General features: G+C 53.0%; 14 protein-coding genes. 4 read left to right on the top strand and 10 right to left on the bottom strand.

The window, feature by feature from the left end; translation table 11 throughout:
• Positions 1–24: 24 nt before the first annotated feature.
• From R6H26_RS16540 to R6H26_RS16525, 4 genes are all read right to left on the bottom strand, one after another.
• Complete coding sequence (locus R6H26_RS16540) at positions 25–636, bottom strand: anthranilate synthase component II (protein WP_404783846.1); 612 nt, start codon at positions 634–636, stop codon at positions 25–27.
• Between the two features lie 64 nt (positions 637–700).
• On the bottom strand, positions 701–1,171 hold the full coding sequence (locus R6H26_RS16535) for a diacylglycerol kinase family protein (RefSeq protein WP_404783845.1): 471 nt from the start codon (positions 1,169–1,171) through the stop codon (positions 701–703).
• A gap of 126 nt (positions 1,172–1,297) precedes the next feature.
• A complete protein-coding gene (ybeY, locus tag R6H26_RS16530; protein WP_404783844.1) occupies positions 1,298–1,846 on the bottom strand; it encodes an rRNA maturation RNase YbeY in 549 nt (182 codons plus the stop codon).
• A gap of 19 nt (positions 1,847–1,865) precedes the next feature.
• Positions 1,866–2,045 carry a DUF3285 domain-containing protein gene (locus R6H26_RS16525; protein ID WP_404783842.1) on the bottom strand — a complete coding sequence of 60 codons (180 nt, stop codon included), beginning with the start codon at positions 2,043–2,045 and terminating at the stop codon, positions 1,866–1,868.
• A 205-nt stretch (positions 2,046–2,250) separates the two neighbouring features.
• On the opposite strand from R6H26_RS16525, the gene nblB reads away from it, so the two are divergent.
• The gene (nblB, locus tag R6H26_RS16520) at positions 2,251–2,919 is read left to right on the top strand and encodes a phycobilisome degradation protein NblB (RefSeq protein ID WP_404783840.1); all 669 of its coding nucleotides are present in this window, start codon (positions 2,251–2,253) and stop codon (positions 2,917–2,919) included.
• 10 nt (positions 2,920–2,929) lie between these two features.
• On the opposite strand, the gene pbpC is transcribed toward nblB, so the two are convergent.
• The 4 genes from pbpC to psaA all read right to left on the bottom strand — a co-directional run bounded on the left by pbpC (position 2,930) and on the right by psaA (position 10,875).
• Complete coding sequence (gene pbpC / locus R6H26_RS16515) at positions 2,930–5,332, bottom strand: penicillin-binding protein 1C (protein WP_404783839.1); 2,403 nt, start codon at positions 5,330–5,332, stop codon at positions 2,930–2,932.
• Positions 5,333–5,628: 296 nt separating this feature from the next.
• Positions 5,629–6,027, bottom strand: coding sequence for a CAP domain-containing protein (locus R6H26_RS16510; RefSeq protein ID WP_404783837.1), 399 nt, complete (start codon positions 6,025–6,027; stop codon positions 5,629–5,631).
• Between the two features lie 355 nt (positions 6,028–6,382).
• The gene (gene psaB, locus R6H26_RS16505) at positions 6,383–8,596 is read right to left on the bottom strand and encodes a photosystem I core protein PsaB (RefSeq protein WP_404783835.1); all 2,214 of its coding nucleotides are present in this window, start codon (positions 8,594–8,596) and stop codon (positions 6,383–6,385) included.
• A 23-nt stretch (positions 8,597–8,619) separates the two neighbouring features.
• Entirely contained in the window at positions 8,620–10,875 is a 2,256-nt protein-coding gene (psaA, locus tag R6H26_RS16500) for a photosystem I core protein PsaA (RefSeq protein ID WP_404783833.1), read from the bottom strand.
• Between the two features lie 804 nt (positions 10,876–11,679).
• On the opposite strand from psaA, the gene R6H26_RS16495 reads away from it, so the two are divergent.
• Entirely contained in the window at positions 11,680–13,422 is a 1,743-nt protein-coding gene (locus tag R6H26_RS16495) for a hypothetical protein (RefSeq protein WP_404783831.1), read from the top strand.
• A gap of 71 nt (positions 13,423–13,493) precedes the next feature.
• Here R6H26_RS16495 and R6H26_RS16490 read toward each other — a convergent pair whose 3' ends face one another.
• Both R6H26_RS16490 and R6H26_RS16485 read right to left on the bottom strand, forming a co-directional pair.
• Complete coding sequence (locus tag R6H26_RS16490; protein WP_404783829.1) at positions 13,494–14,897, bottom strand: TldD/PmbA family protein; 1,404 nt, start codon at positions 14,895–14,897, stop codon at positions 13,494–13,496.
• A 134-nt stretch (positions 14,898–15,031) separates the two neighbouring features.
• Positions 15,032–15,586 (bottom strand): late competence development ComFB family protein, encoded by a 555-nt coding sequence (locus R6H26_RS16485; protein WP_404783827.1) that lies wholly within the window; start codon positions 15,584–15,586, stop codon positions 15,032–15,034.
• Between the two features lie 364 nt (positions 15,587–15,950).
• Between R6H26_RS16485 and R6H26_RS16480 the strand changes: the two genes are divergently transcribed.
• Positions 15,951–18,269 (top strand): cation:proton antiporter, encoded by a 2,319-nt coding sequence (locus R6H26_RS16480; RefSeq protein WP_404783826.1) that lies wholly within the window; start codon positions 15,951–15,953, stop codon positions 18,267–18,269.
• 98 nt (positions 18,270–18,367) lie between these two features.
• Positions 18,368–21,466 carry a PAS domain S-box protein gene (locus R6H26_RS16475; protein WP_404783824.1) on the top strand — a complete coding sequence of 1,033 codons (3,099 nt, stop codon included), beginning with the start codon at positions 18,368–18,370 and terminating at the stop codon, positions 21,464–21,466.
• Positions 21,467–21,515: the final 49 nt, after the last annotated feature.

The following is a 21,515-nucleotide window of genomic DNA, read 5'->3' as shown; positions in this document are numbered from 1 at the left end:
TTCCTGAGTTTCAGACGATCTGGGCTAGGGTGCAACGGTTGCTGGGGTCGGCAATTGCACCAAAAAATTTTGCAGCAACAGCTTGCCCGATTCGGTCAAAATGCTTTCTGGATGAAACTGGACGCCCTGCAAGTGGGGATAGTTGCGGTGGCGCACTCCCATAATGGTGCCGTCTTCCGTCCAAGCCGTAATTTCTAAGACTTCAGGGCAGGTCGACCGCTCGATGACGAGGCTGTGGTAGCGAGTTGCAGTAAAGGGGTTTTCGAGCTGCTCGAAGACGCCCACGCCCAAATGTAAAATCGGGGAGGTTTTGCCGTGCATCAGTTCCGGGGCCGAGACAATATCCCCGCCATACACTTGACCGATACTCTGATGGCCCAAGCAAACACCCAAAATGGGCACGGTTGCGCCCAACTCGCGAATGACATCGAGAGAAATCCCCGCATCCTCTGGCCGTCCGGGTCCCGGAGAAATGACGATCGCATCTGGAGCCAGCTGGCGGATTTCATCTAGGGTAATTCGATCGTTGCGGTACACCCGTAAATCGGACGCGACGGGATGGGTCTGCCCCAGCTCTCCGAGGTACTGCACCAGGTTGTACGTAAAACTGTCGTAGTTATCGATGACGATAATCAACGCGATCGCTCCTCAAAGCCTTTGTTTGTAGTCTATCAATTGACAGACATTTCATTCGCCGTATTTAGCGCGCCATTAAGGCTAAGGCCGCAAGTTTCCAGAGGGGCGGCAGCAACAGACAGCCCGCTACGCCCAGGGACGCGAGGGTAGAGACCAGAACCGCACCAGCGGCACAGTCTTTAGCAATTTTGGCCAGCTCGTGATACTGGGTGTCCACCACGAGGTCTACCACTGCCTCAATGGCTGTATTTAATAACTCTAGGGTCAGCACTAATCCAATGGTGAGACCGATCAGCGCCAGCTCTACCGGAAGCATTTGCAGCATCAAGCCCAAGCTAATGGCAACGCTGCCGATCGCGGCGTGAATGCGGAAATTGCGCTGGGTGACGAATGCATACTTCAGACCCGCTCCAGCATACTGAAAGCTAACCCATAAATTTTGGGCGATTTGAAAGGAGTGCTCTCGTCGCCCGGATGAGCGTTTGGCAGTACGATTTGAAATGCTATGGAGAGATTGCAAGAGCTTTTCAGGCATACAAGTAATAAGTATACTCACACCGAGGTTGATAGCAAGCTTAGCATTCCCCCTCTAATCCACAGTATTAGCATACCCCTGCGAATAACTTTGTAACCCCATAAACTTCAATTTTTAAAAAGTGCTCTAGAAGTACCCTAGCTCTTCTGCCGACCAGGAGGGCGGAAGGAAGCCAATCTTGCGAATCAGGCGAGCTTGCTCGGTCAGCATGAGATCGAGGCTAGATGGGTCCGGATGGTCCCAGCCGAGTAAGTGGAGCAGTCCGTGGCTGGCCAACCAAAGCAGTTCTTGGGATAGGTCGTGACCGTTCTCTGCTGCCTGTCGCGCTGCGGTCTCGACGGATATGGCAATGTCGCCGAGGGGGGTGGGAAGATCGTCGAGGGCTGAATTGTGGGGGCCTTCCCACTCCAATGACGCGAAGGCCAAGACGTCGGTGGCTCGGTCTTGGTGACGGTAGGTGGCATTTAAGGCTTGAATTTCTGCATCGGTTGTCAGCAAAAGGCTGACTTCATAGGCACCGATCTTGGATTGTTGGGGATTCAAGGCATCGATCCACTGCTCGAAGTAGGTCTGCCACTGAGCTTCCGATAGCCCGGCCATCGCCGTTTCCCCCGCTTCATCGGTGGCACTGGCGGTGTGTGGTTGGACTTGTAAGGTTAAATCTACCTGAACCATAATCTGAGCCTGTCGAGCTTTAGTGGTGCGTCAGAAACGCTAAGCCTAACAGTACGGCAATTAAGCCTAAGCTCGTCAATCCAAAGTGAACCAATGACTGGCGGGACTTCCGCACCATGTTTCGCATGGCTAATTTGACGTAGCTGTCTTTGGGAGTGGGGGCGGCTGAACTTGGGGCTTGAGTCGGGTCGGTTGCCATGATGTTATAGATGAACCTTATTGTTACTTAATGTAACAGGATTTCTCGGTCCTTTTTTGAGTTAGAGAAAGCGGGGGTGTATCGGGGATCGGCGATCCCCGACGCGCGCTGCAAAATGTTTTGATTCCTAGTGGTTTGAGATCCCAGGCTCGCAATGACGTAGGATCTTTTACGGACATCCCCTAGCGTTTTGTTTGCAAACCCTATGAGCATCACTCCTGAAAGCATAGCCCAAGCATTGCGGTCGGAAGATTTGGGCGATCGCCTCTCGGCGGTGAATCAGTTGCGCGTGCTTCCCAGCGCTACAGCCTTTGGATTGCTGAAGCAGGCGATTGGCGATAGTAATTCGCGGGTGCGCTATGCAGCGGTGAGTCAGATGAGTTCTTTGGGGCACGAAGATTTAGAACAGTCTCTGGAGATTCTGATCGCTCGTCTCTATACCGATTCTGAAACGGATGTGAAGGCGGCAGCAGCCGATGCGATCGGCGCGCTTCAGCTCACGGAGGCTTACCCAGATCTCGAAACCTGCTATCGGGGCACGAACGATTGGCTGTTACAGATGAGTATTGTCGCAACCCTAGGCGAGCTCGGCGATCCGCGCGGGTTCGATCTGCTCAAAGATGCGCTTGCTTCGCCGGAGGCGCTGGTGCAGGGGGCGGCGATCGGTTCCCTGGGCGAACTTAGGAATCCCGAGGCGGTGCCGCTGCTGCGTCCCTTTGCAACCCACGAAGATTGGCAGGTTCGTTACCGGGTGGCGCAGGCTCTCGGAAATTTGGGCGGGGCTGAAGCAAAGGCTCTGGCAGAAAGCTTGAGCCACGACGAGGTCGGGCAGGTTGCTGAGATGGCAGGGTTGGCGATCGCTCAAATTCAGTAACTCGCGCGCTTTAAGGCATTCTGACCGAGAAACCCTGCCGAAGGGGAGAGGGTTGGGCGACTTGCACTTCAAAGTCGACCCGATCCGTCAGCTGTCTGGATTTAACTTCGAGCCTCCATTTGCCCGGTTGCATCGGCCAAAACAGCGAAGCTGTGGATGCGGTAGAGAGAGGTTTGCCATTGAGCCGCCATTCTATGGGTTGCCCGTCCGTCCTGGACAGTTTGAATTCTAATCGCTCGGGTTGCTTGCCCTGCGTGGGGTCTTGCGTTAAAAAGTAATCGCCATTGCGGGGTGACAGGATTCTGAGGGTGCTAGAAGCAAGCTTGGCTTCGGGTTTTGAGGCCAGCCATTCGTCGTACTCTGGCGGAAGATCGAGGCGATACTGAGGCGGTTTGCTCGGACTTGAAGGCGCGATCGCCTTGAAAAAATCATCCGGCTGGCGTTGGTACGCTGCTAAGTCTTCGGGATAGAAGTATTCCCGAACGACGGTGGGACAGGCGGGCGTCGGTTTCTTGCCGGAAATGGCGCAAATGGGGCGTTCGACCAACCCCGACGGGACGGGAAAGGCCTTGGGTTCGCGACGTTCGTGTAAATGGAGCATGATGCGATTCCACAGCGGGGCCGCCCCCGTCACGCCCGACACGTTTTGCATTGCTTCGCCATCGAAATTCCCGACCCAGGTGGCAACGGTGTAGTCTGCGGTATAGCCGACAGTCCAGGTATCGCGAAAGTCTGAAGAAGTTCCGGTTTTGACAGCGCTGGGAAATGGGAGGCTCAACAGCGAATCGACCCCAAACGCGCGGGCGCGGGCAAAGCGATCGCTCAGCATATCTGTCACTAACGCCCAAGATGCAGCATTGGGTTCGAGCGAGCTTTGCGAGGTCGAGACAGGGGCTACTGCACCGTTCTTGGGTATTGCAGGAATGACCTTTAAATCCAATGGATTTCCCTGGTTGGCAAGGGTCAGGTAGGCGCGTGCGAGTTCCCAGAGCGTGACTTCGCCGCTGCCTAAGGTGAGTCCGAGGCCGTAATATTCGGGGGGATGGGTGAGGTGTTCGAACCCCAGTTGACGGAGATACGTTAGAAAGTTAGGAACGCCGACCGTCTCCAATAGCTTTACGGCAGGGACGTTGAGGGAATTCGCCAAGGCAATGCGAACCCGAACGGGGCCTTGAAATTGCTCGTTGTAGTCGACGGGGCGATAGAGCCGCGCCCCTGGAATGGCATAGGCGATCGGGACGTCGGCCAGGATAGTGTTGGGGCGGATTTGCTTTTGTTCTAGGGCAAGCTGATACAGAAAAGGTTTGAGGGTCGAACCGGGTTGGCGCAATGCTTGCACGCCATCGTTGCGGCCTTGCGTTGCGGACGAAAAATAGTCGGTCGAACCCACGTAGGCCAGAACTTCGCCTGTCTTATTCTCGATCGCGAGGGCAGCAGCTTGACGGACGTTATGAGGTGCTAGGGTTCGAACAATCTGCTGGGTTTGGGCTTCGATAAATTGTTGCAGCGAACGATCGAGGGTGGTGCGAATTTGGGCAGGTCGCTCGTTGGGTAATTGCTGCGATACCCAAAAGAGAAAATGAGGGGCTGCTAAAATACCCTGCTGCCGGGGTTGCAGCGCAACTGACTCGGCTGATGCCTGCTGGGCTTGCGCTGAGGTAATGGCGCGATCGCGGATCATCTGCTCTAGGACGTAACGCTGCCGTCGCTTGAGTGCGGGCATGCGATCGTAGGGATTGAGTCGGTTCGGATCGTTGGGAAGTGCGGCTAACAGGCTTGCCTGCGCCAGATTCAGATCCCGTGCCGAGATGCCAAAATAAACGCGAGCGGCGGCTTCAACGCCGTAAATATTGCCGCCCATCGGCAAGCGATTGATATAAGCCTGAAGAATCTCTCTGCGATTCATACCTGCTCCCAATCGCCAAGCGGTCCAAATTTCCTGGAGTTTTCCCGTCGGGGTAGAGGGCGTCGGATCGACGATTCTGGCCAACTGCATCGTAATGGTAGATGCTCCGCTGACGATGCGACGCGCTTGGACGGCCTCGGCGATCGCCCTTAGGACTGCCTGTAAGTCCAAGGGGCCGTGCTGAAAAAAGCGCCGATCTTCCGCCGCCAGAATGGCACGAACGAAATGGGGCGAAACTTCCGCGAGCGGGACAGTGGCGGTGTGGTTTTGGTCGCGGGTGAGGAGGGTGCCTAGGGGGAGGTTATGGCGATCGCTGAATTCGATGGCTCGATCGTCTTGGCGCAGCGCTTCTGAGCGGATAGGAGCGAGGTAGGGTAATGCTCTGATGCAGAGCAGGAAACCTATTCCAATCCCCGCTATGCGGCAACACCCTCTCTGACGGCGATTTAGCTCGTGCCATCGGTGTTGGGCTTTCTCTAAGCAATGGTACGCCCTGCTGTGCTTCACTCAAATATCAAATCAAAGAGCAATCTTTTATTTTAGCTGACGCGATCGCAGCGATAGGCAGCTCGTGTTAGTTGCCCAACTAACCTTTATCAAGATCCATCGCCCGAACGATCGGCGCAGAATGGATCGAAGTCTTTTACAACCATCAACGTATCTATATTATCGATTGGATATCTCACCCCTGTTCAATTTGAACAGGATGACTGGAGCACTCTAGATCGCCCGATGGCAGCTTAACCTACCTGTTCACTTTTTTGGTGGGGTAAGGTCAATTTGTGCGATCGCTTTCGTCGGATCTAATTCGAAAAACTGAAGAGCTGTACTGCGTAAATCCGACTACCAGATTTTGCAATTCCAAACCCGAATTGTCCGTAGCGCCGATCCAGGAGATTTTTGCGGTGGCCGGGGCTACCCATCCATCCCCGCTGAAAGAAAGCCAGCCTGTCGTAGCCAATTTTTGCCCCAACCAGGGACGAATCCTTGAGCATCAACAGATTTTCCGCCGCACCTCCCCGCCCACCAACCATTGCAAAACGTTCCGATGCAGCCTTGCCTTCCGGCGAGTAATGGCTGAAATAGTTACGGCGCAACATATCTTCTGCGTGCATCTGTGCGGCCCTAGACAGTAAAGCATTGGGCCTCAGTCTAGATAGTCCATAGCGAGCGCGATCTTGATTTGCTAAATCTAGAGCCATTTGACGCAAAGATCCCACTTGCCGAGGCTGATACGCATAACGCTGGTTTGCCCTCGAACCGGCCCAACTTGGCTGTACCAAACAAGGCGACATGTCCAGACTAAACATTGAAAAATATGCCAAAAACGCTCCAGCTATTGGCTTTAGAATTTTTGACATCCTGTATTAACCCTAAAACAAATTGTTCTCAACCCTGACGGCCTTCCGCTCTTTTTGTTTCTGTCCAGAGAAAAACATTTCAGTTTCAGGTGTCATCCTTTAGAAAGGTTTGCGACGAGCTAAATAGATCGATAAAAAAAGCCCCGCAATATTGCGGGGCTTTTTTAGCTTTAATCAAGCTGCAGGGTGGAAACTATCAACCAAACTTGCTGGCCGTCGAGGCAATCAAGAAGGCCGCATAAGTTAGGACATAGCCAACAGTGAAGTGAGCTAGACCGACCACGCGAGCTTGAACGATCGACAGTGCAACGGGCTTATCCTTCCAGCGAACGAGGTTCGCAAGGGGAGTGCGCTCGTGCGCCCAGACAAGGGTCTCGATCAGCTCTTGCCAGTAGCCTCTCCAGGAAATCAGGAACATGAAGCCCGTAGCCCACACGAGGTGACCGAACAGGAACATCCAAGCCCAGACCGAGAGATTGTTCATCCCGAAGGGATTGTAGCCATTGATGAGCTGAGATGAGTTGAGCCACAGGTAATCTCGGAACCAACCCATGAGATAGGTGGAGCCTTCGTTAAACTGCGCCACGTTACCTTGCCAAATCCCGAGGTGTTTCCAGTGCCAGTAGAAGGTCACCCATCCTACGGTATTGAGCGCCCAGAACAGAGACAGGTAGAAGGAATCCCAAGCAGAGATATCGCAAGTACCGCCCCGACCGGGACCATCGCAAGGGAAGGCGTAGCCGAAGTCCTTTTTATCGGGCATCAGCTTGGAACCGCGGGCATCCAACGCGCCTTTGACCAAGATCAAAGTGGTGGTATGCAGGCCTAGGGCGATCGCATGGTGAACCAAGAAGTCGCCAGGTCCAATGGTCAAGAACAGAGAATTGGTACCGCTGTTAATCGCATCCAACCAACCGCCGAGCCACACGTTTCCGTAGTTGGGGAAAGCAGTGTAGGCAACGCTGTCGGGATTCGATAAGAGGGTATCAAAGCCGTATAAAACCTTACCGTGAGCGGCTTGAATCCATTGAGCAAACACTGGCTCGATGAGAATCTGCTTTTCAGGCGTTCCAAAAGCAACGACGACGTCATTGTGGACGTAAAGTCCGAGGGTATGGAAGCCCAAGAACAAAGAGACCCAGCTCAGGTGAGAGATAATGGCTTCTTTATGCTCCAGTACCCGTGCCAATACGTTGTCTTTATTTGCAACGGGATCGTAGTCGCGGACCAAGAAAATGGCACCGTGAGCAAACGCTCCAACCATCAAGAAGATGGCAATGTACTGGTGGTGGGTGTACAGCGCGGCTTGCGTCGTATAGTCCTTCGCGATGAAGGCATAGGACGGCAGCGAATACATGTGCTGTGCGACCAAGGAGGTAATCACGCCCAAGCAGGCCAAGTGCCAGCCTAACTGGAAGTGCAGCGAGTTGTTATAGGTGTCATAGATACCCTTGTGACCGGCACCGAGACGGCCTCCCGGCGGACGGTGGGCATCTAAGATTTCTCTCATGCTGTGACCGATCCCAAACTGGGTTCGGTACATGTGACCCGCAACGATGAACAGAACGGCGATCGCCAAATGGTGGTGCGCGATATCCGTCAGCCACATCGCTTCCGTTTGAGGATGGAAACCACCCAAAAAGGTAAGAATTGCAGTTCCGGCCCCTTCAGACGTGCTGAAAACGTGACCTGCCGTATCGGGATTCTGAGCGTAAACGCCCCAATTGCCCGTAAAGAATGGCGTCAACCCTGCGGGATGCGGCGGCGTAGACAGGAAGTTATCCCAGCCGACATGCTGACCGCGAGATTCAGGAATGGCCACGTGAATCAAGTGACCTGCCCAAGCTAAAGAGCTAACCCCAAACAAACCAGCCAAGTGGTGGTTCAGACGAGACTCGGCATTCTTAAACCAAGACAGACTGGGACGAAACTTTGGTTGAAGGTGAAGCCAACCTGCAAATAACATGACAGAGGCTAAAACCAACAGGAAGATCGCACCCTGATACAGTTCTGCATTGCTGCGCATCCCGATGGTGTACCACCAGTGGTATACCCCAGAGTAAGCAATGTTTACAGGACCGTTTGCACCGCCCTGGGTAAAGGCATCCACTGCTGCCTTCCCGAACTGAGGATCCCAAATTGCATGGGCGATCGGACGAACGTGGAGCGGATCTTTAATCCATTGTTCGAAATTGCCTTGCCAAGCAACGTGAAACAGGTTGCCGGAAGTCCAAAGGAAAATGATTGCGAGATGACCAAAATGGGAGGCGAAAATCTTTTGGTAAAGATTTTCTTCCGTCATGCCATCGTGGCTCTCAAAGTCATGAGCCGTAGCAATCCCGTACCAAATACGACGAGTCGTCGGGTCTTGGGCGAGCTCTTGGCTAAACTTAGGAAATTTAGTTGCCATAGTTTTATAGGTCCTCCTCGCCCTTACCCTACTGAAAGTATGTGAGCATGGAAGAATGCCCAGGTGGTTGCAATACCTCCAAGAAGGTAGTGAGCAACCCCAACCGCACGGCCTTGAATGATGCTCAAAGCGCGAGGTTGAATTGCAGGGGCAACCTTTAACTTGTTGTGCGCCCAAACAATAGACTCGATCAGCTCTTGCCAGTAGCCGCGACCACTGAATAAGAACATGAGACTAAAGGCCCACACAAAGTGCGCTCCCAAGAACAATAAACCGTAGGCCGACAGTGCCGAACCGTAGGAGTTAATAACCTGAGAAGCTTGCGCCCAAAGGAAATCTCTCAACCAGCCGTTAATCGTAATGGCGCTTTGGGCGAAATTACCGCCAGTGATATGAGAGACCGAACCGTCTGCGCCTACGGTGCCCCATACATCGGACTGCATCTTCCAACTAAAGTGGAAAATCACAATTGACAAGGAGTTATACATCCAGAACAGACCTAGGAAGACGTGGTCCCAACCAGAAACCTGGCAGGTGCCGCCTCGACCGGGTCCGTCGCAAGGGAAGCGGAATCCCAAGTTAGCCTTGTCTGGAATCAGACGAGAGCTACGAGAGAACAGCACGCCCTTGAGCAGAATGAGCACGGTCACGTGAATCGTAAAGGCATGAATATGGTGAACCATAAAGTCCGCCGTACCCAGCGCAATGGGCATCATCGCCACTTTATTGCCAACGGCAACGATGCCACCGCCAAACGCATGACTAACCGTAGCCATTGCATTGGGTGCAGTCGTCCCGGGCGCTAAAGTATGCAGATTTTGGATCCACTGAGCAAATACGGGCTGAAGTTGAATACCCGTATCGGAAAACATGTCTTGAGGACGACCCAAGGCACGCATGGTGTCGTTATGGATGTACAGACCAAAGCTATGGAAGCCTAGAAAAATACAAACCCAATTTAGATGGGAAATAATTGCATCCCGATGGCGCAGAACGCGATCCAGCAAGTTATTTTGATGGGTTGCCGGATCGTAATCCCGCACCATGAAAATAGCTGCGTGTGCTGCTGCACCCACGATTAGGAACCCGCCAATCCACATGTGGTGCGTAAACAAACCGATTTGAGTCGGATAGTCCGTCGCAATGTAGGGGTAGGGCGGCATGGAATACATGTGTTGGGCCACCAGAATGGATAAAGAACCCATCCAGGCTAAGTTCCAGGACAACTGGCAGTGCCAAGAGGTCGTGAAAATTTCGTACATTCCCTTATGGCCTTCGCCAGTAAAGGGGCCCTTGTGCGCTTCCAAAACTTCTTTGAAACTGTGGCCAATACCCCAGTTAGTGCGGTAGAAGTGCCCTGCAATGATGAGCAGAACAGCCAAGGCCAAGTGATGGTGGGCTGTATCTGAGAGCCACAGACCGCCGGTTACGGGGTTGAGGCCACCTTTGAAGGTCAAGAAGTCGGAATAGGCACCCCAATTAAGGGTAAAGAAAGGAGTTAAGCCCTGAGCAAAGCTCGGATATAGCTCCGTCATAAGGTCCTTATTCAGGATGAACTCATGGGGAAGGGGAATATCCTTGGGCGCAACGCCAGAATCTAAAAGTTTGTTAATAGGCAAGGAAACATGGATCTGGTGACCTGCCCAACCGAGAGAACCGCAGCCCAGCAAACCAGCTAGGTGATGGTTCATCATCGATTCGACATTTTGGAACCACTCCAGTTTTGGAGCTCGCACGTGATAGTGGAACCATCCGGCAAACAGCATTAGAGCAGCCATGACTAAGCCACCAATGGCTGTGCAGTAAAGCTGATAAGAGTTTGTAATGCCGGAAGCACGCCAAAGCTGGAACAAACCAGATGTAATTTGGATGCCGTGGAAACCGCCACCCACATCTCCGTTTAAGATGCCTTGACCGACAATCGGCCAGACGACCTGAGCACTGGGCTTAATGCCGGTTGGGTTACCCATCCAGGCTTCGTAGTTTGAAAATCGAGCACCGTGAAAATACATCCCGCTCAGCCAAATGAACACGACGGCGAGGTGGCCGAAGTGAGCGCTGAAAATTTTGCGAGAGATGTCTTCTAAATCGCTGGTATGTGTATCGAAGTCATGAGCAAGAGCGTGCAGGTTCCAAATCCACGTGGTGGTTTGGGGGCCCTTAGCTAGGGTGCGGTCGAAGTGTCCGGGTTGTCCCCACTTTTCAAATGAGGTGGGAACGGGATTATTATCGACAATCACTCTAACCTTTGACTCTCGCTCCTTAGGGCTAATCGTCATTGAGACTCTCCTCTCTTTGAGCAAGCAAGGAACGAGGATCCGTCTTCCGTGTTCTGAATCGCTATAGCGAAAAACCACTGATTTGGAGGAAAGGTGCCGGGGTGCCGAGACCAATCTTGGCTGCGATAGGCAGTCAAGCTCGACCGGAGCAACCGCAACTCGCTTCATCCAAATTGAGAGATCTAAGAGAAGCGGCAGAACGACTGATTCTCAATATGTATCAGCCTTGGAAGAGTTCTCACTAGTGAATTATAGGTGTCCTACCAGGCATTTTAAGGCAATTAACAATAATTAAGGTGTCTGACATGGACTGAATCGGACTGCATCAAATGCAACAATTGCAGTAATTATTTTAAGAGTTATTTCAAAACTTAATATTTTTTAATCTTTGATGCTTGACAAGTCGTCTTTTGATATTCCCTTAGGAGAGCTAGGAACTTGTTCCGTTGGTTGAAAAGCACGAGGATTAGCTGTTTCTAGGGCATTTGAAGGTTGATTTCAGCTAAATCTTGAGTATGACCTCTGGCGCGGGAATGGCAAAGTTAGGTTTCTTAACTTTGCTTTGGGAGGGCTGTTTTGGAATAAAGAGTTTTCATGTTGACGATTACAAATTGTAATCTCTTTCAAGTTTCGGATTTGGACGTTTCTAATGTCTGCGAAGTAGGTCGAGTCTTTTCCGCTATAGTTCCGTTAAGAGGGTAGAGGCGCTTTATCAGTAAGCCGACATAGGGTTAAAGGTTAAGTGAAGCAAAGCGTCTGTTATCCTTGCGTATCTCGAGCAGGCTGAAGCGTGATGAAAGGAGTATGGCAAGCGTGATGGGCAGACGTTGGCAAGAAATAGGCAAACGTATTGCAGTTTCTGCGGTTTGTTTGATTTTGTTTTTGGGCTTATCTGGGTGCGCTCGATCGTCGTCCCCAAATTCCCAAGCTGTCGATATGCCTCAGGGGATATTTGCTCGAGGTCCAAATCTGGAGGAGGTGTCTCCGCCAGATCGGATCCGACAGTTGCGGCGGACTCTTGACGCGCAGCGATCGCTGTCTCGTCGCGACCCGCAAGTCAAGATTGTGGGCCTAAAGGCCGACGAAACGATCGACCAAACCACGGCGAGCATTCGGTTTGACGTAGAAGATTTTCCGATATTTAAGGATCCCGAACTTGCATTGGGACCTCATCTGACCGTGTTGCTCGACGACCAGCCCTATGCAGACGTATACGATGCCAAGCAAAGCATCGCGTTTTCAGACTTAAAGCCTGGAACCCACACGATCCGGGTTTTTGCCAGTCTTCCTTGGCATGAGATCGTTAAAGCGCCAAGCGCGTTCGATCTCGTGACGTTCCACGTTTTTGCTCCAACTCATACCCATCGTCCTACCTCAGATCGACCCTTACTGACTTACAGCCAACCCCATGGCGAGTATGGTGCCGAGCCCATTCTGCTGGACTACCTGATTACTTCGCCTTCAGGCGAATCCAAAGGTTCCGAACCTGCGGTATCGTCCGGCCCAAAGGTGCAGGTGACCGTAAATGGTAAAAGCTTCATAACCGAAGAACAGCCGCCGCTCTATCTAAAAGGATTCAAGTCTGGCGCAAATTGGGTCAAAGTCGAGCTACTGAGTCCGAGCGGCAAAGCGATTCCCAATGATTTGAGCGAGACGGTTCGGCTCGTCACTCTGAATTCAGGAGGAAGCGACGCGCTCTCTAGGCTAGTGCGAGGGGACCTTAGTGTAGAAGACGCGGAGCCAATGGTGAGTCTTGAAGCCAGTCAGCGCCGTGCGGCGCAGAAACTGGAGGCTTTGTCTGCTCCAAAACCCGCTCCCGTTCTTAAGGCGCCGGAACCGACGACAGAACCAAAGTCGGATGTCTCTTTACCTCCTATTCCTTCCCCCAGTCCCGTCGCAATTCCAGAGGCTCCGGTTCCGGTCAAGCTGCCTTCGCCGAGCCTCCCTAAACCCCAGGAACGCATTGTGCCCGTTCCCGCACGAAAACTGGAAGCGGTTCGAGTCGAGCCGCCTGCTGGCGAACTCAGCTCTCCCTCCAAAGGTTTTGATAAAGACGAGCGTAAGCCAGTTCCCGCTGGCGAGAATCCCATCCAATCTTATTTAAAGCGTTTTCGGCAGCCGGATATCGTTTCGCCAACCCCTCAATTGCCATTGCCCCAACAGATAGAACCCACAGCCGGAACGGGAGCATTCAGTAAGGCTGAGAGCATCAAACCCGCTCCAACTCAACCCAAGTTTCCAACGCCTTCGCCAGTAAAACCTCCAGTACAACCTAAGGTCGAATTGCCCGATGTCGTTCGCTCGGGCGTTGAGTCAAAGGAGAAGTCGTTGCCGTTGGAAAAGACCCCTGCATTAGAAAAGACCTCTGAAAGGCCGTGGCGAAAATTTCTGAACTTAGAGCCTGGGGAGGATAGGGACAAACCAGCCGTCGTAGAATCGCCGGAACAGAGTTCCCTGCCGAGCCGCTATTCAAAGGCGATCGATCTCCAGAGTCTACAGCCCAGCTCTGGATTAGAGGCGGATTCTGCAACAATCGCTAAACCCTAAAACGATCGAACAAAAAGCTCCTGCGTATTTTGCAGGAGCTTTTTGTAGGCAGTTCGAGAGTCTGCAGATCGCTATTCGCTGGAGGCTTCTCCGCTGACCACGACATTGCGAATCCGCAGACTTGGCCCCCCGCAGCCTACGGATAGGCCGACTTGTTCGGCTTTGCCGCATCCGCCGGATTCATCCCAGCCAAAGTCGTCGCCAATGGCCTCAATGTGTTTGAGGGTTTTAAATGCGTTTCCAGAGAGGGTGACGTCCCGAACGGGTTCTGCCAAGCGCCCGTTTCGAATCATCCAGGCTTCTCCCGCAGAAAAGGTAAACATTTCGCCGTTGGTCATGCCGCTGAGCCAATTGCGAGCGTAAATTCCCTCTTTGATATCGGTAAAGAGATCGCTGACGGAGGTCGTGCCGCGCTCGATCCAGGTGTTGCTCATCCGCACGATGGGCGGGAAGTGATAGTTGAGACAGCGAGCATTGCCCGTAGGCTGTTCGCCCAGCCGCCCGGCTGTTTCGCGGGAATGGAGCCTGCCGACTAAAATGCCCGACTCGATGAGGGGGGTAATGGTTGCAGGCACGCCCTCGTCATCGTAGCCATAGCTGCCTCGATGCCCTGCGATCGCCGCGCCATCGTAAATGTTGAGGGAGGCGGGGCCGAAGGGTTTGCCCATCGTCATCACTTCCAAAAGCTCGGGGTTTTCGTAGGTCATGTCCGCCTCGGAGAGGTGGCCGAAGGCTTCATGGACAAATAAACCCGTCAGGACGGGATCGATGACAACCGGGTAAGTGCCGCCCTTGACTGCGGGCAAGTCAAGGGCATCGACCGCTCTAAGCGCCGCTTGGCGCACCTGGTTTTCTAAACCTTCGAGATCTTCAAAGGCTTTTCGAGACCCTGTCGTTTCCCGTCCGGTCTGTACGCACTGATCCTGTCTGGCGGTTGCGGCAAACCGCATTTCCATATCCACCCAGGTTTGTTCGATCGCGGTTTGCTCTGAGGTGACGTATAAGACGTTTTGAAGGCTGTCTAAATACCGTACCGATACGGTTGCGATATCTGGCGAGGTTTCCCGCAGCACGGATGCGTAGTGCGAGCACAACGCTTTTTTCTGAGATAGTGGAATCTCTCTAGGATTGGTGCCGCTGATTTGAAGTGGAATAGAGATTTGAATGGGATCGACCGCTGCCAACTGGGTAGTTGAGGTTCCGACCCACTTGGCAGCGGCGATCGCCTCTTCAATGCGCTCCTGCAGCAGGTTGATGCTGTTAAAGCTTGTAAATCCCCACCCGCCTCGGTGACAGGCGCGGACCTGTCCCCCCAAGGCAAACTCTTCGCTTAACGTTTCGACCTTGGTCCCCCGCAGTAAAATGGTCGCTGCTTCAGATTGCTCAAGCCGAATTGCTAGAAAATCAACCCGATCGCAATAGCGGCGAATCAGATCGACTGCGTAATTTTTGTAAGTTTCAGAAAACTGCTGCATTCGAGTCAAACGGTAAACAGAGCGACAACCTCTTCTACCCCTCACTCTAATGCCGATCGAACCCCATCGCTGCTTCGGATGAAAGTTCGATCTCAGAGCGATGCCCGAGCAGTTCGATCGAACTGTATCGAACTTTACTGAACTTCGACGGGCTTCTCGTAGTCAGGGGCGTGGGCCTGAAGCAGAGAACTCATCTGCGAGAGGAAATCGGGGCTTTGGCCTGAAGGTTGGGCGATCGCGCGGCGTTCCGGGAAGAACTCCGGCTGGTCTTGGTTGCGAGAAATTGCCGCATTGACCTGTTGGGCAATTAAATCTTTCAATTCCGATTGAGCGCGCTTGCGTTGATAGTTTGCCCCTTCTTCCGTCGTCGCATAGAGGGGCGGCAGGCGATTGAGCGCGTAAGCGGCAATATCGCCAATATCGAGGGTAATGTTGTTGCGGGACTCAATGTCCGAGACCCGAGTAATGGACTCCGTGAGCACCAGCTCTTCCATCACGTTAATAAACTGCTTCCGGGGCACGGCCACGACCTGACCTGTCAACAAAGCCCCCATTAGCTTATCTAGAGCCTGATATTCATCCACCGATAAATCTGCGGCATTATCGCAAATGCGACCTACCTCAGCTTCCATGGTTGGCGTGAGATACCCGTTCTCTAGGGCTACTTCAACGATTTCTTGAATGGTCATCTTGCCGTTCCCTTGCTGTCTCCAGACTTACTTGGTCTTATTTTGCCCAACTCGGAAGGAAAAACGAAGTCTTTTTTCCGATTGTGCGATGCCTAAAGCAAACTCAATACTAATGAAAATGCTGTCTTAGGTTGTCTGTATAGCTTGCTATAAGAAGTGAATACAAACAATCTCCAAAAACACAGACTTGGACTCAGAACGCAGCATTTGGGAAAAAAATAGGCTCATCTAAGTCCAAATCGGCTAGCACTCTCTAGTATTAATCCCCTTACGGCCTCAGATCTTTCAGCCCGCACTATAAAAACTTAGTAAAGTGGTTAAAAGCATTGCTATTTATTGTCCGAGCCACGACTAGGAACGCTTTGTGCAGGAAGACTTTCGACTGATTCTGGATTTAGTAACGGTTTTGGGGGCCGCCGCTGGCGGTGGATTGCTGGCGGCTTTGCTGCGACAGCCCGTGCTGCTGGGGTATCTCCTGGGAGGGATTATTGTCGGTCCGTCTGGGCTGGGGTTGATTAAGGAAGTGGTTCAGGTGGAAACCCTAGCCCAGTTTGGGGTGGCGTTTCTCTTGTTTGCTTTGGGCGTAAAGTTTTCAATTAGCGAGCTGCGCAAGGTACAGGGCATTAGTTTGGGGGGCGGTAGCCTGCAAATCTTGCTGACCATTGCCGTAACGGCTCTGATTTCGACGGCGGTGGGGTGGGTGACTTCCATGCCCCAAGGCATTTTTCTAGGGGCGGTGCTGTCTCTGTCCTCTACGGCGGTGGTGCTAAAGTGTCTGGCCGAAAGCAATGAAACGGAAACGCCCCACGCTCAAGTGATGCTGGGGATTTTGGTGGTTCAAGATCTGGCCGTGGGCTTGATGTTGGCCATTCTGCCAGCCTTAGATAAGTCGCCGGACCAGATCGGCATTGCGGTCGGGTGGGCGCTGCTGAAGATTGCCATTATTTCAGGGGGGGCGATCGCCAGTGGGGTATGGGTGCTCCCGCGTCTGCTGCGGTTTTTGGCTTGGACGGAGAGCCGAGAACTATTTTTGTTGGGTGTCGTGGCGCTGTGTTTGGGAATCGCCCTTTTGACGGAGCATTTTGGCCTGTCCATTGAAATGGGGGCCTTTTTGGCGGGGCTGATGATTTCGGAGGTGGAGTACGCCGACCAGACCCTGGCCTACGTGGAGCCGTTGCGGGACATTTTCGCGACGCTCTTTTTTGCGGCGATCGGGATGCTGATCGACCCCGTGTTTTTGTGGGAGCATCTGGAGCTGATTTTAGGGCTGGTGACCATTGTCATTGTCGGTAAGTTTGCGATCGTGACGCCGATCGTGCGGCTGTTTGGGTATTCCCTCAAAACGGCACTGATTGCGGGCTTTGGGCTGGCTCAAATTGGGGAATTTTCCTTTGTCTTGGTGAGTAAGGGTCAAGTTTTAGGGCTGATTTCCCAAAAGGTTTACCTGTTGGTCTTGGGTACGACGGCGGTGACGCTCGTGGTCACGCCTTTTGTCTTTCAAGCCTTACCGAAGGCGTTTGCCTGGGCCGAACAAATTCCTAAGTTCCAGCAGATGCTGCTCTCCACTCCTGCGGAGCCGGAGCTGAGCGGCGCAGACGTGACGCTTCGGAATCACGTAATTGTCTGCGGGTACGGGCAAATGGGACGCAGCATCGTGAAGGTGCTGCAAAGCTACCATTACCCGGTGGTGGTGATCGATCAGGCAGAAAGCGCGATTCAACAGCTCCGCGAAGAAAAAATTCCCTATGTCTACGGAGATGCGGCGAGTACGCAAGTGCTAGAGAAAGCCCAAGTGTCCCAAGCGAGGGGTATGGCTGTGGTGCTGCCGAGCGCCATGAGTACGCGACTGTGCCTGAAGCGATCGCTAGAATTTTCTCCCGATCTGGACATCGTCACCCGCGCCACCCAGGATAAGGACTTGGAACTGCTTTACCAACTGGGAGCCACAGAAGTGGTACAGCCAGAGTTTGAGGCCAGTTTAGAACTGTCTTCCCATTTGCTGAGTCGGCTGGGTCTGGACGAATCCGCCATTCAACCGCAGATCCAACTCATCCGGGAAGGCCGATACACCGATTTCCGCACCGAACGCTCTTCTTTTGCGGTGCAGCGGGAGGTGCGCACTGCCGCCCGAGAGCTCAATAACCGATGGTGCTCGCTGCCCGAGAATTCGCCGCTACTGGGTATGAGCATTGCCGAAACGGACTGCCGTCGGCTGACGGGGGTGGCGTTTATGGCCATCCGCCGCGCTGGCGGGGAAGAACTAGATTATCCCGACCCGACGACGGTGCTGGAGAAGGGCGATCGCCTCTTACTCGTCGGTCAACCTGAAGAAATTCAAGCCTTTACCGAACTCGCTGAAGGGGAAGTGGCCGAACCCATTACCGACGCATCCTGCCAGTGGGTCATGGTTCGGGCCAGCAGCCCCATCAAAGGCCAACCCTTAGGCACGCTTAATGCCAACCAGCAATACCGCGTGCAAGTTCAGTCCCTGCGCCACAAGGGCGAGCTGATTCGCTTTCCTACGGGCGATACGGTGCTCTCAGAGGGCGATCGCCTGTTATTGTGCGGCGCGGCAGCGGACATGCCCGCCGTCGCAAGTCTGATTCAAGGCTCCCTACCGGAGCTAGAGTTGCCCTTTCTTTCGCCCGAGGCAGACACCGAGATCGAGTCGGTTGAGGTTTAGGCGATCGTTCGTTAAGTTGAAAAGGGTTACTTTTAAGCTCCATCCCCTTAGAATAGGGCTTAGCTCAGCATCTAGCGCTGTAATGGAGCGGATCGATCGTGCTCAGCAATCCTCAGTCTAAGGGAGATAACGCTTCAGAAGCGAATTTACACTTCTGGGAGCAGATGGATGAGTTCCAGCAACTCTACGAGCACTCACCCTGCGGCTATCATTCCCTCGACAAGAACGGCGTTTTTGTCCGCATCAACCAAACCGAACTCGCGATGTTGGGGTACGCTCGGGAGGAGCTAATCGGCAAAAAGAAATTTTCCGATCTGTTGACCCCAGAAAGCCAGCAAACGTTTCGAGCTAATTTTCCAAAATTCAAGGTTCAAGGCTGGATTCGAGACTTAGAGTTTCAAATGCTTCGCAAGGACGGGACGGTATTCCCCGCCAGTTTGAGCGCTACTGCGGTGCGGGATGAAGCCGGGAAGTTTTTGATGAGTCGTTCGGTGTTGCTCGATATCAGCGATCGCAAGCAGCTCGAAGCCGAACGCAAGCTAGCCCAGGAGAAACTGCAGGAATCGGCAGTTCGGTATCGCCTGCTCTTTGAAAACAACCCCAATCCCATGTGGGTGTCCGATCTAGACACCCTGGCTTTTTTAGAGGTCAACGAAGCGGCGATCGCGCATTACGGTTATTCGCGGGAAGAATTTTTGCAGCTCACCATCGCCGATATCCACCCGCCCGAAGACGTCCCCACCCTCCAAACGATTCGAGCCGGACTCGAGCTAGGGCAAAACTACATTGGCAGTTGGAAGCACCTCAAAAAAGATGGCACTCCGATTGACGTCAAGATTACCGCACAAGCCTTTTCTTTGCACGGCGAGCGCGCTGCATTGGTCGCGATCGAAGACATTACAGAACGCAAAAGGGCTGAGACGCAACTGCATCTCACGGAAGCCCGCCTGCGCTATCTGTTGACCACCAGCCCTGCCGTGCTGTACGCCTCTCAGGCCAGCGGCAATTTCGCAGCGACCTTCATCGGAGAGAATATTTCTGACATGATGGGCTACGAGAGCCGGGATTTTCTAGAAGACAGCCAATTTTGGGCGAGCCACATTCATCCAGAAGATGCGCCCCGCGTCTTTGCCGGACTCGAACATTTGTTCGCAACCGATACCTACCTCCATGAGTATCGGTTCTTGCACCGAGATGGCACTTATCGGTGGGTCAGCGATGCGCTTAAGTTGGTGCGGGATGACAGCGGAAATCCCTTAGAAATTGTCGGTTACTGGATTGATATTACCGATCGCAAACAAACTGAGAAAGACCTGCAATCGCTAAATCGGCGAATCGTTACCGCATGGGAAAGCATGACCGATGCCTATGTCACCCTCGATCGCGAGTGGAAAACGACCTATGCCAATGCCGAGGCATTAAAAGCGTATCAAATGCTCGGGATCGATCTCGTCACGATGTGGGACAAAACCCATTGGGAACTCTTTCCCCAGACGATCGGGCAACCGCTCGATCTCGCGTATCGACAGGCGATGGCAGAGAACGTGGCCGTTCATCTCGAAGTTGAAGATGTGGCAACCCGATCGTGGTTTGAAGTGCATGCTTATCCCTCAGAGCTTGGGTTAGGGATCTATTTCCGAGATATTACCGATCGCAAACAGGCCGATCGAAAAATTCGCGAACAGGCTGACTTACTAGACATCGCCACGGATGCTATTTTCGTCCACGATCTCGACAACCGCATTCTATTCTGGAACCAAGGTGCAGAGAGGTTATACGGCTGGCAAGCAGCAGAAATCCTGGGTCGGGATTGGCGGCACCTGTTAAGCGAGGAAGCGCGATCGGAGATGGAACACGTTCTCCAAACCATCCTCGATCGGGGAACCTGGCAAGGAGAAGTCAAAAAAATCACCCAGGCAGATGAAACAGTCGTGGTCATGAGTCGCCGTTCTCTGATGCTGGACGAGGCGGGACAGCCCAAATCCATCCTCACCGTCGATACAGATATTACCGAGAAGAAGCAACTGGAGTCGCAATTTCTGCGAACCCAACGGTTAGAAAGCTTGGGCACCATGGCCAGCGGCATCGCTCACGATCTCAATAACATCTTGACCCCCATTATTGGAATCGTGCAACTGCTGCCCCTCAAAGTGATCGACCTAGACGAACAAACCCAACGGTTGCTGCAAATTCTCAACGAGAGCACCCATCGCGGTGCCGACTTGGTCAAGCAAATTCTCTCCTTTACCCGTGGAATTGAAGGCAAGCCAACCAACACTCAGGTCGGTCATTTACTGCGCGAAGTCTACAAGATTATCCAACAGACGTTTCCCAAAGCCATCGAACTCTCGTCGGAGCTTTCTCAAGATTTATGGCTCATTCCCGCCGATGCCACACTCTTGCATCAAGTGTTTATGAACCTCTGCGTCAATGCCCGCGATGCCATGCCCGACGGCGGCACCCTCTCTATCCGCGCCGAAAATTTAGAAATTGACGAACATTACGCCCGGATGCATGTAGATGCCCAAGTGGGTTTCTACGTGGTCGTGACGATCGCCGACACGGGAATCGGCATTTCGCCCAAAATTTTAGACCGCATCTTCGACCCGTTTTTTACCACCAAAGAGATCGGCAAAGGAACGGGGTTGGGGCTGTCCACGGTGATGGGCATTGTCAAAAGCCACCAAGGATTTATCGACGTTTACAGCGAAGTCGGCAACGGTACCCGATTCAAAATCTACCTGCCCGCCGCGAAGACCAGCGCGCTCGAAACGGTCGTCAAGGCCGAATCTCCCATGGGACGGGGCGAACTCATTTTAGTGGTGGACGATGAAGTCGCGATTCAGGAAATTACTAAAGCAACGTTAGAAAGCCATCATTACCAAGTCATGACCGCCAGCAACGGGATTGAGGCGATCGCCCTGTACGCCGAGCACAAACATAAAATCAGCATCGTATTGTTGGATCTGATGATGCCCGAGTTAGATTCCGCCACCATCACGCGCACCCTGCGCAAACTCAACCCTCAGGTCCAGATTGTTGCCACGAGCGGATTGGCAACCCACGAAGCCGCCGCCAAAGCGTTGGACGAAGGCGTCCGAGCGTTCTTAGCAAAGCCCTTTACTGGAACGGACCTGTTAAACCTTTTGTCCGAGCTGTGCGGTGCTATCAACGATATTGAAGGGGAATCCCGGTAGCCAGCTTCCTTGAAAGATAGCGCTAACATTAACCGAGATAGACTCTAGA

Source organism: Altericista sp. CCNU0014, assembly GCF_044923475.1.
Classification (GTDB): domain Bacteria; phylum Cyanobacteriota; class Cyanobacteriia; order Thermosynechococcales; family Thermosynechococcaceae; genus JAAURS01.
This window is presented reverse-complemented; position numbering and strand designations above follow the sequence as displayed.

Excerpts from the sequence above, each read along its gene's own strand:
- R6H26_RS16510 (WP_404783837.1), bottom strand. The coding sequence starts at position 6,027 with ATGGCTCTAGATTTAGCAAATCAAGATCGCGCTCGCTATGGACTATCT.
- R6H26_RS16535 (WP_404783845.1), bottom strand. The coding sequence starts at position 1,171 with ATGCCTGAAAAGCTCTTGCAATCTCTCCATAGCATTTCAAATCGTACT.
- ybeY (WP_404783844.1), bottom strand. The coding sequence starts at position 1,846 with ATGGTTCAGGTAGATTTAACCTTACAAGTCCAACCACACACCGCCAGT.
- psaB (WP_404783835.1), bottom strand. The coding sequence starts at position 8,596 with ATGGCAACTAAATTTCCTAAGTTTAGCCAAGAGCTCGCCCAAGACCCG.
- nblB (WP_404783840.1), top strand. The coding sequence starts at position 2,251 with ATGAGCATCACTCCTGAAAGCATAGCCCAAGCATTGCGGTCGGAAGAT.
- R6H26_RS16525 (WP_404783842.1), bottom strand. The coding sequence starts at position 2,045 with ATGGCAACCGACCCGACTCAAGCCCCAAGTTCAGCCGCCCCCACTCCC.
- R6H26_RS16485 (WP_404783827.1), bottom strand. The coding sequence starts at position 15,586 with ATGACCATTCAAGAAATCGTTGAAGTAGCCCTAGAGAACGGGTATCTC.
- R6H26_RS16490 (WP_404783829.1), bottom strand. The coding sequence starts at position 14,897 with ATGCAGCAGTTTTCTGAAACTTACAAAAATTACGCAGTCGATCTGATT.
- R6H26_RS16495 (WP_404783831.1), top strand. The coding sequence starts at position 11,680 with ATGGCAAGCGTGATGGGCAGACGTTGGCAAGAAATAGGCAAACGTATT.
- psaA (WP_404783833.1), bottom strand. The coding sequence starts at position 10,875 with ATGACGATTAGCCCTAAGGAGCGAGAGTCAAAGGTTAGAGTGATTGTC.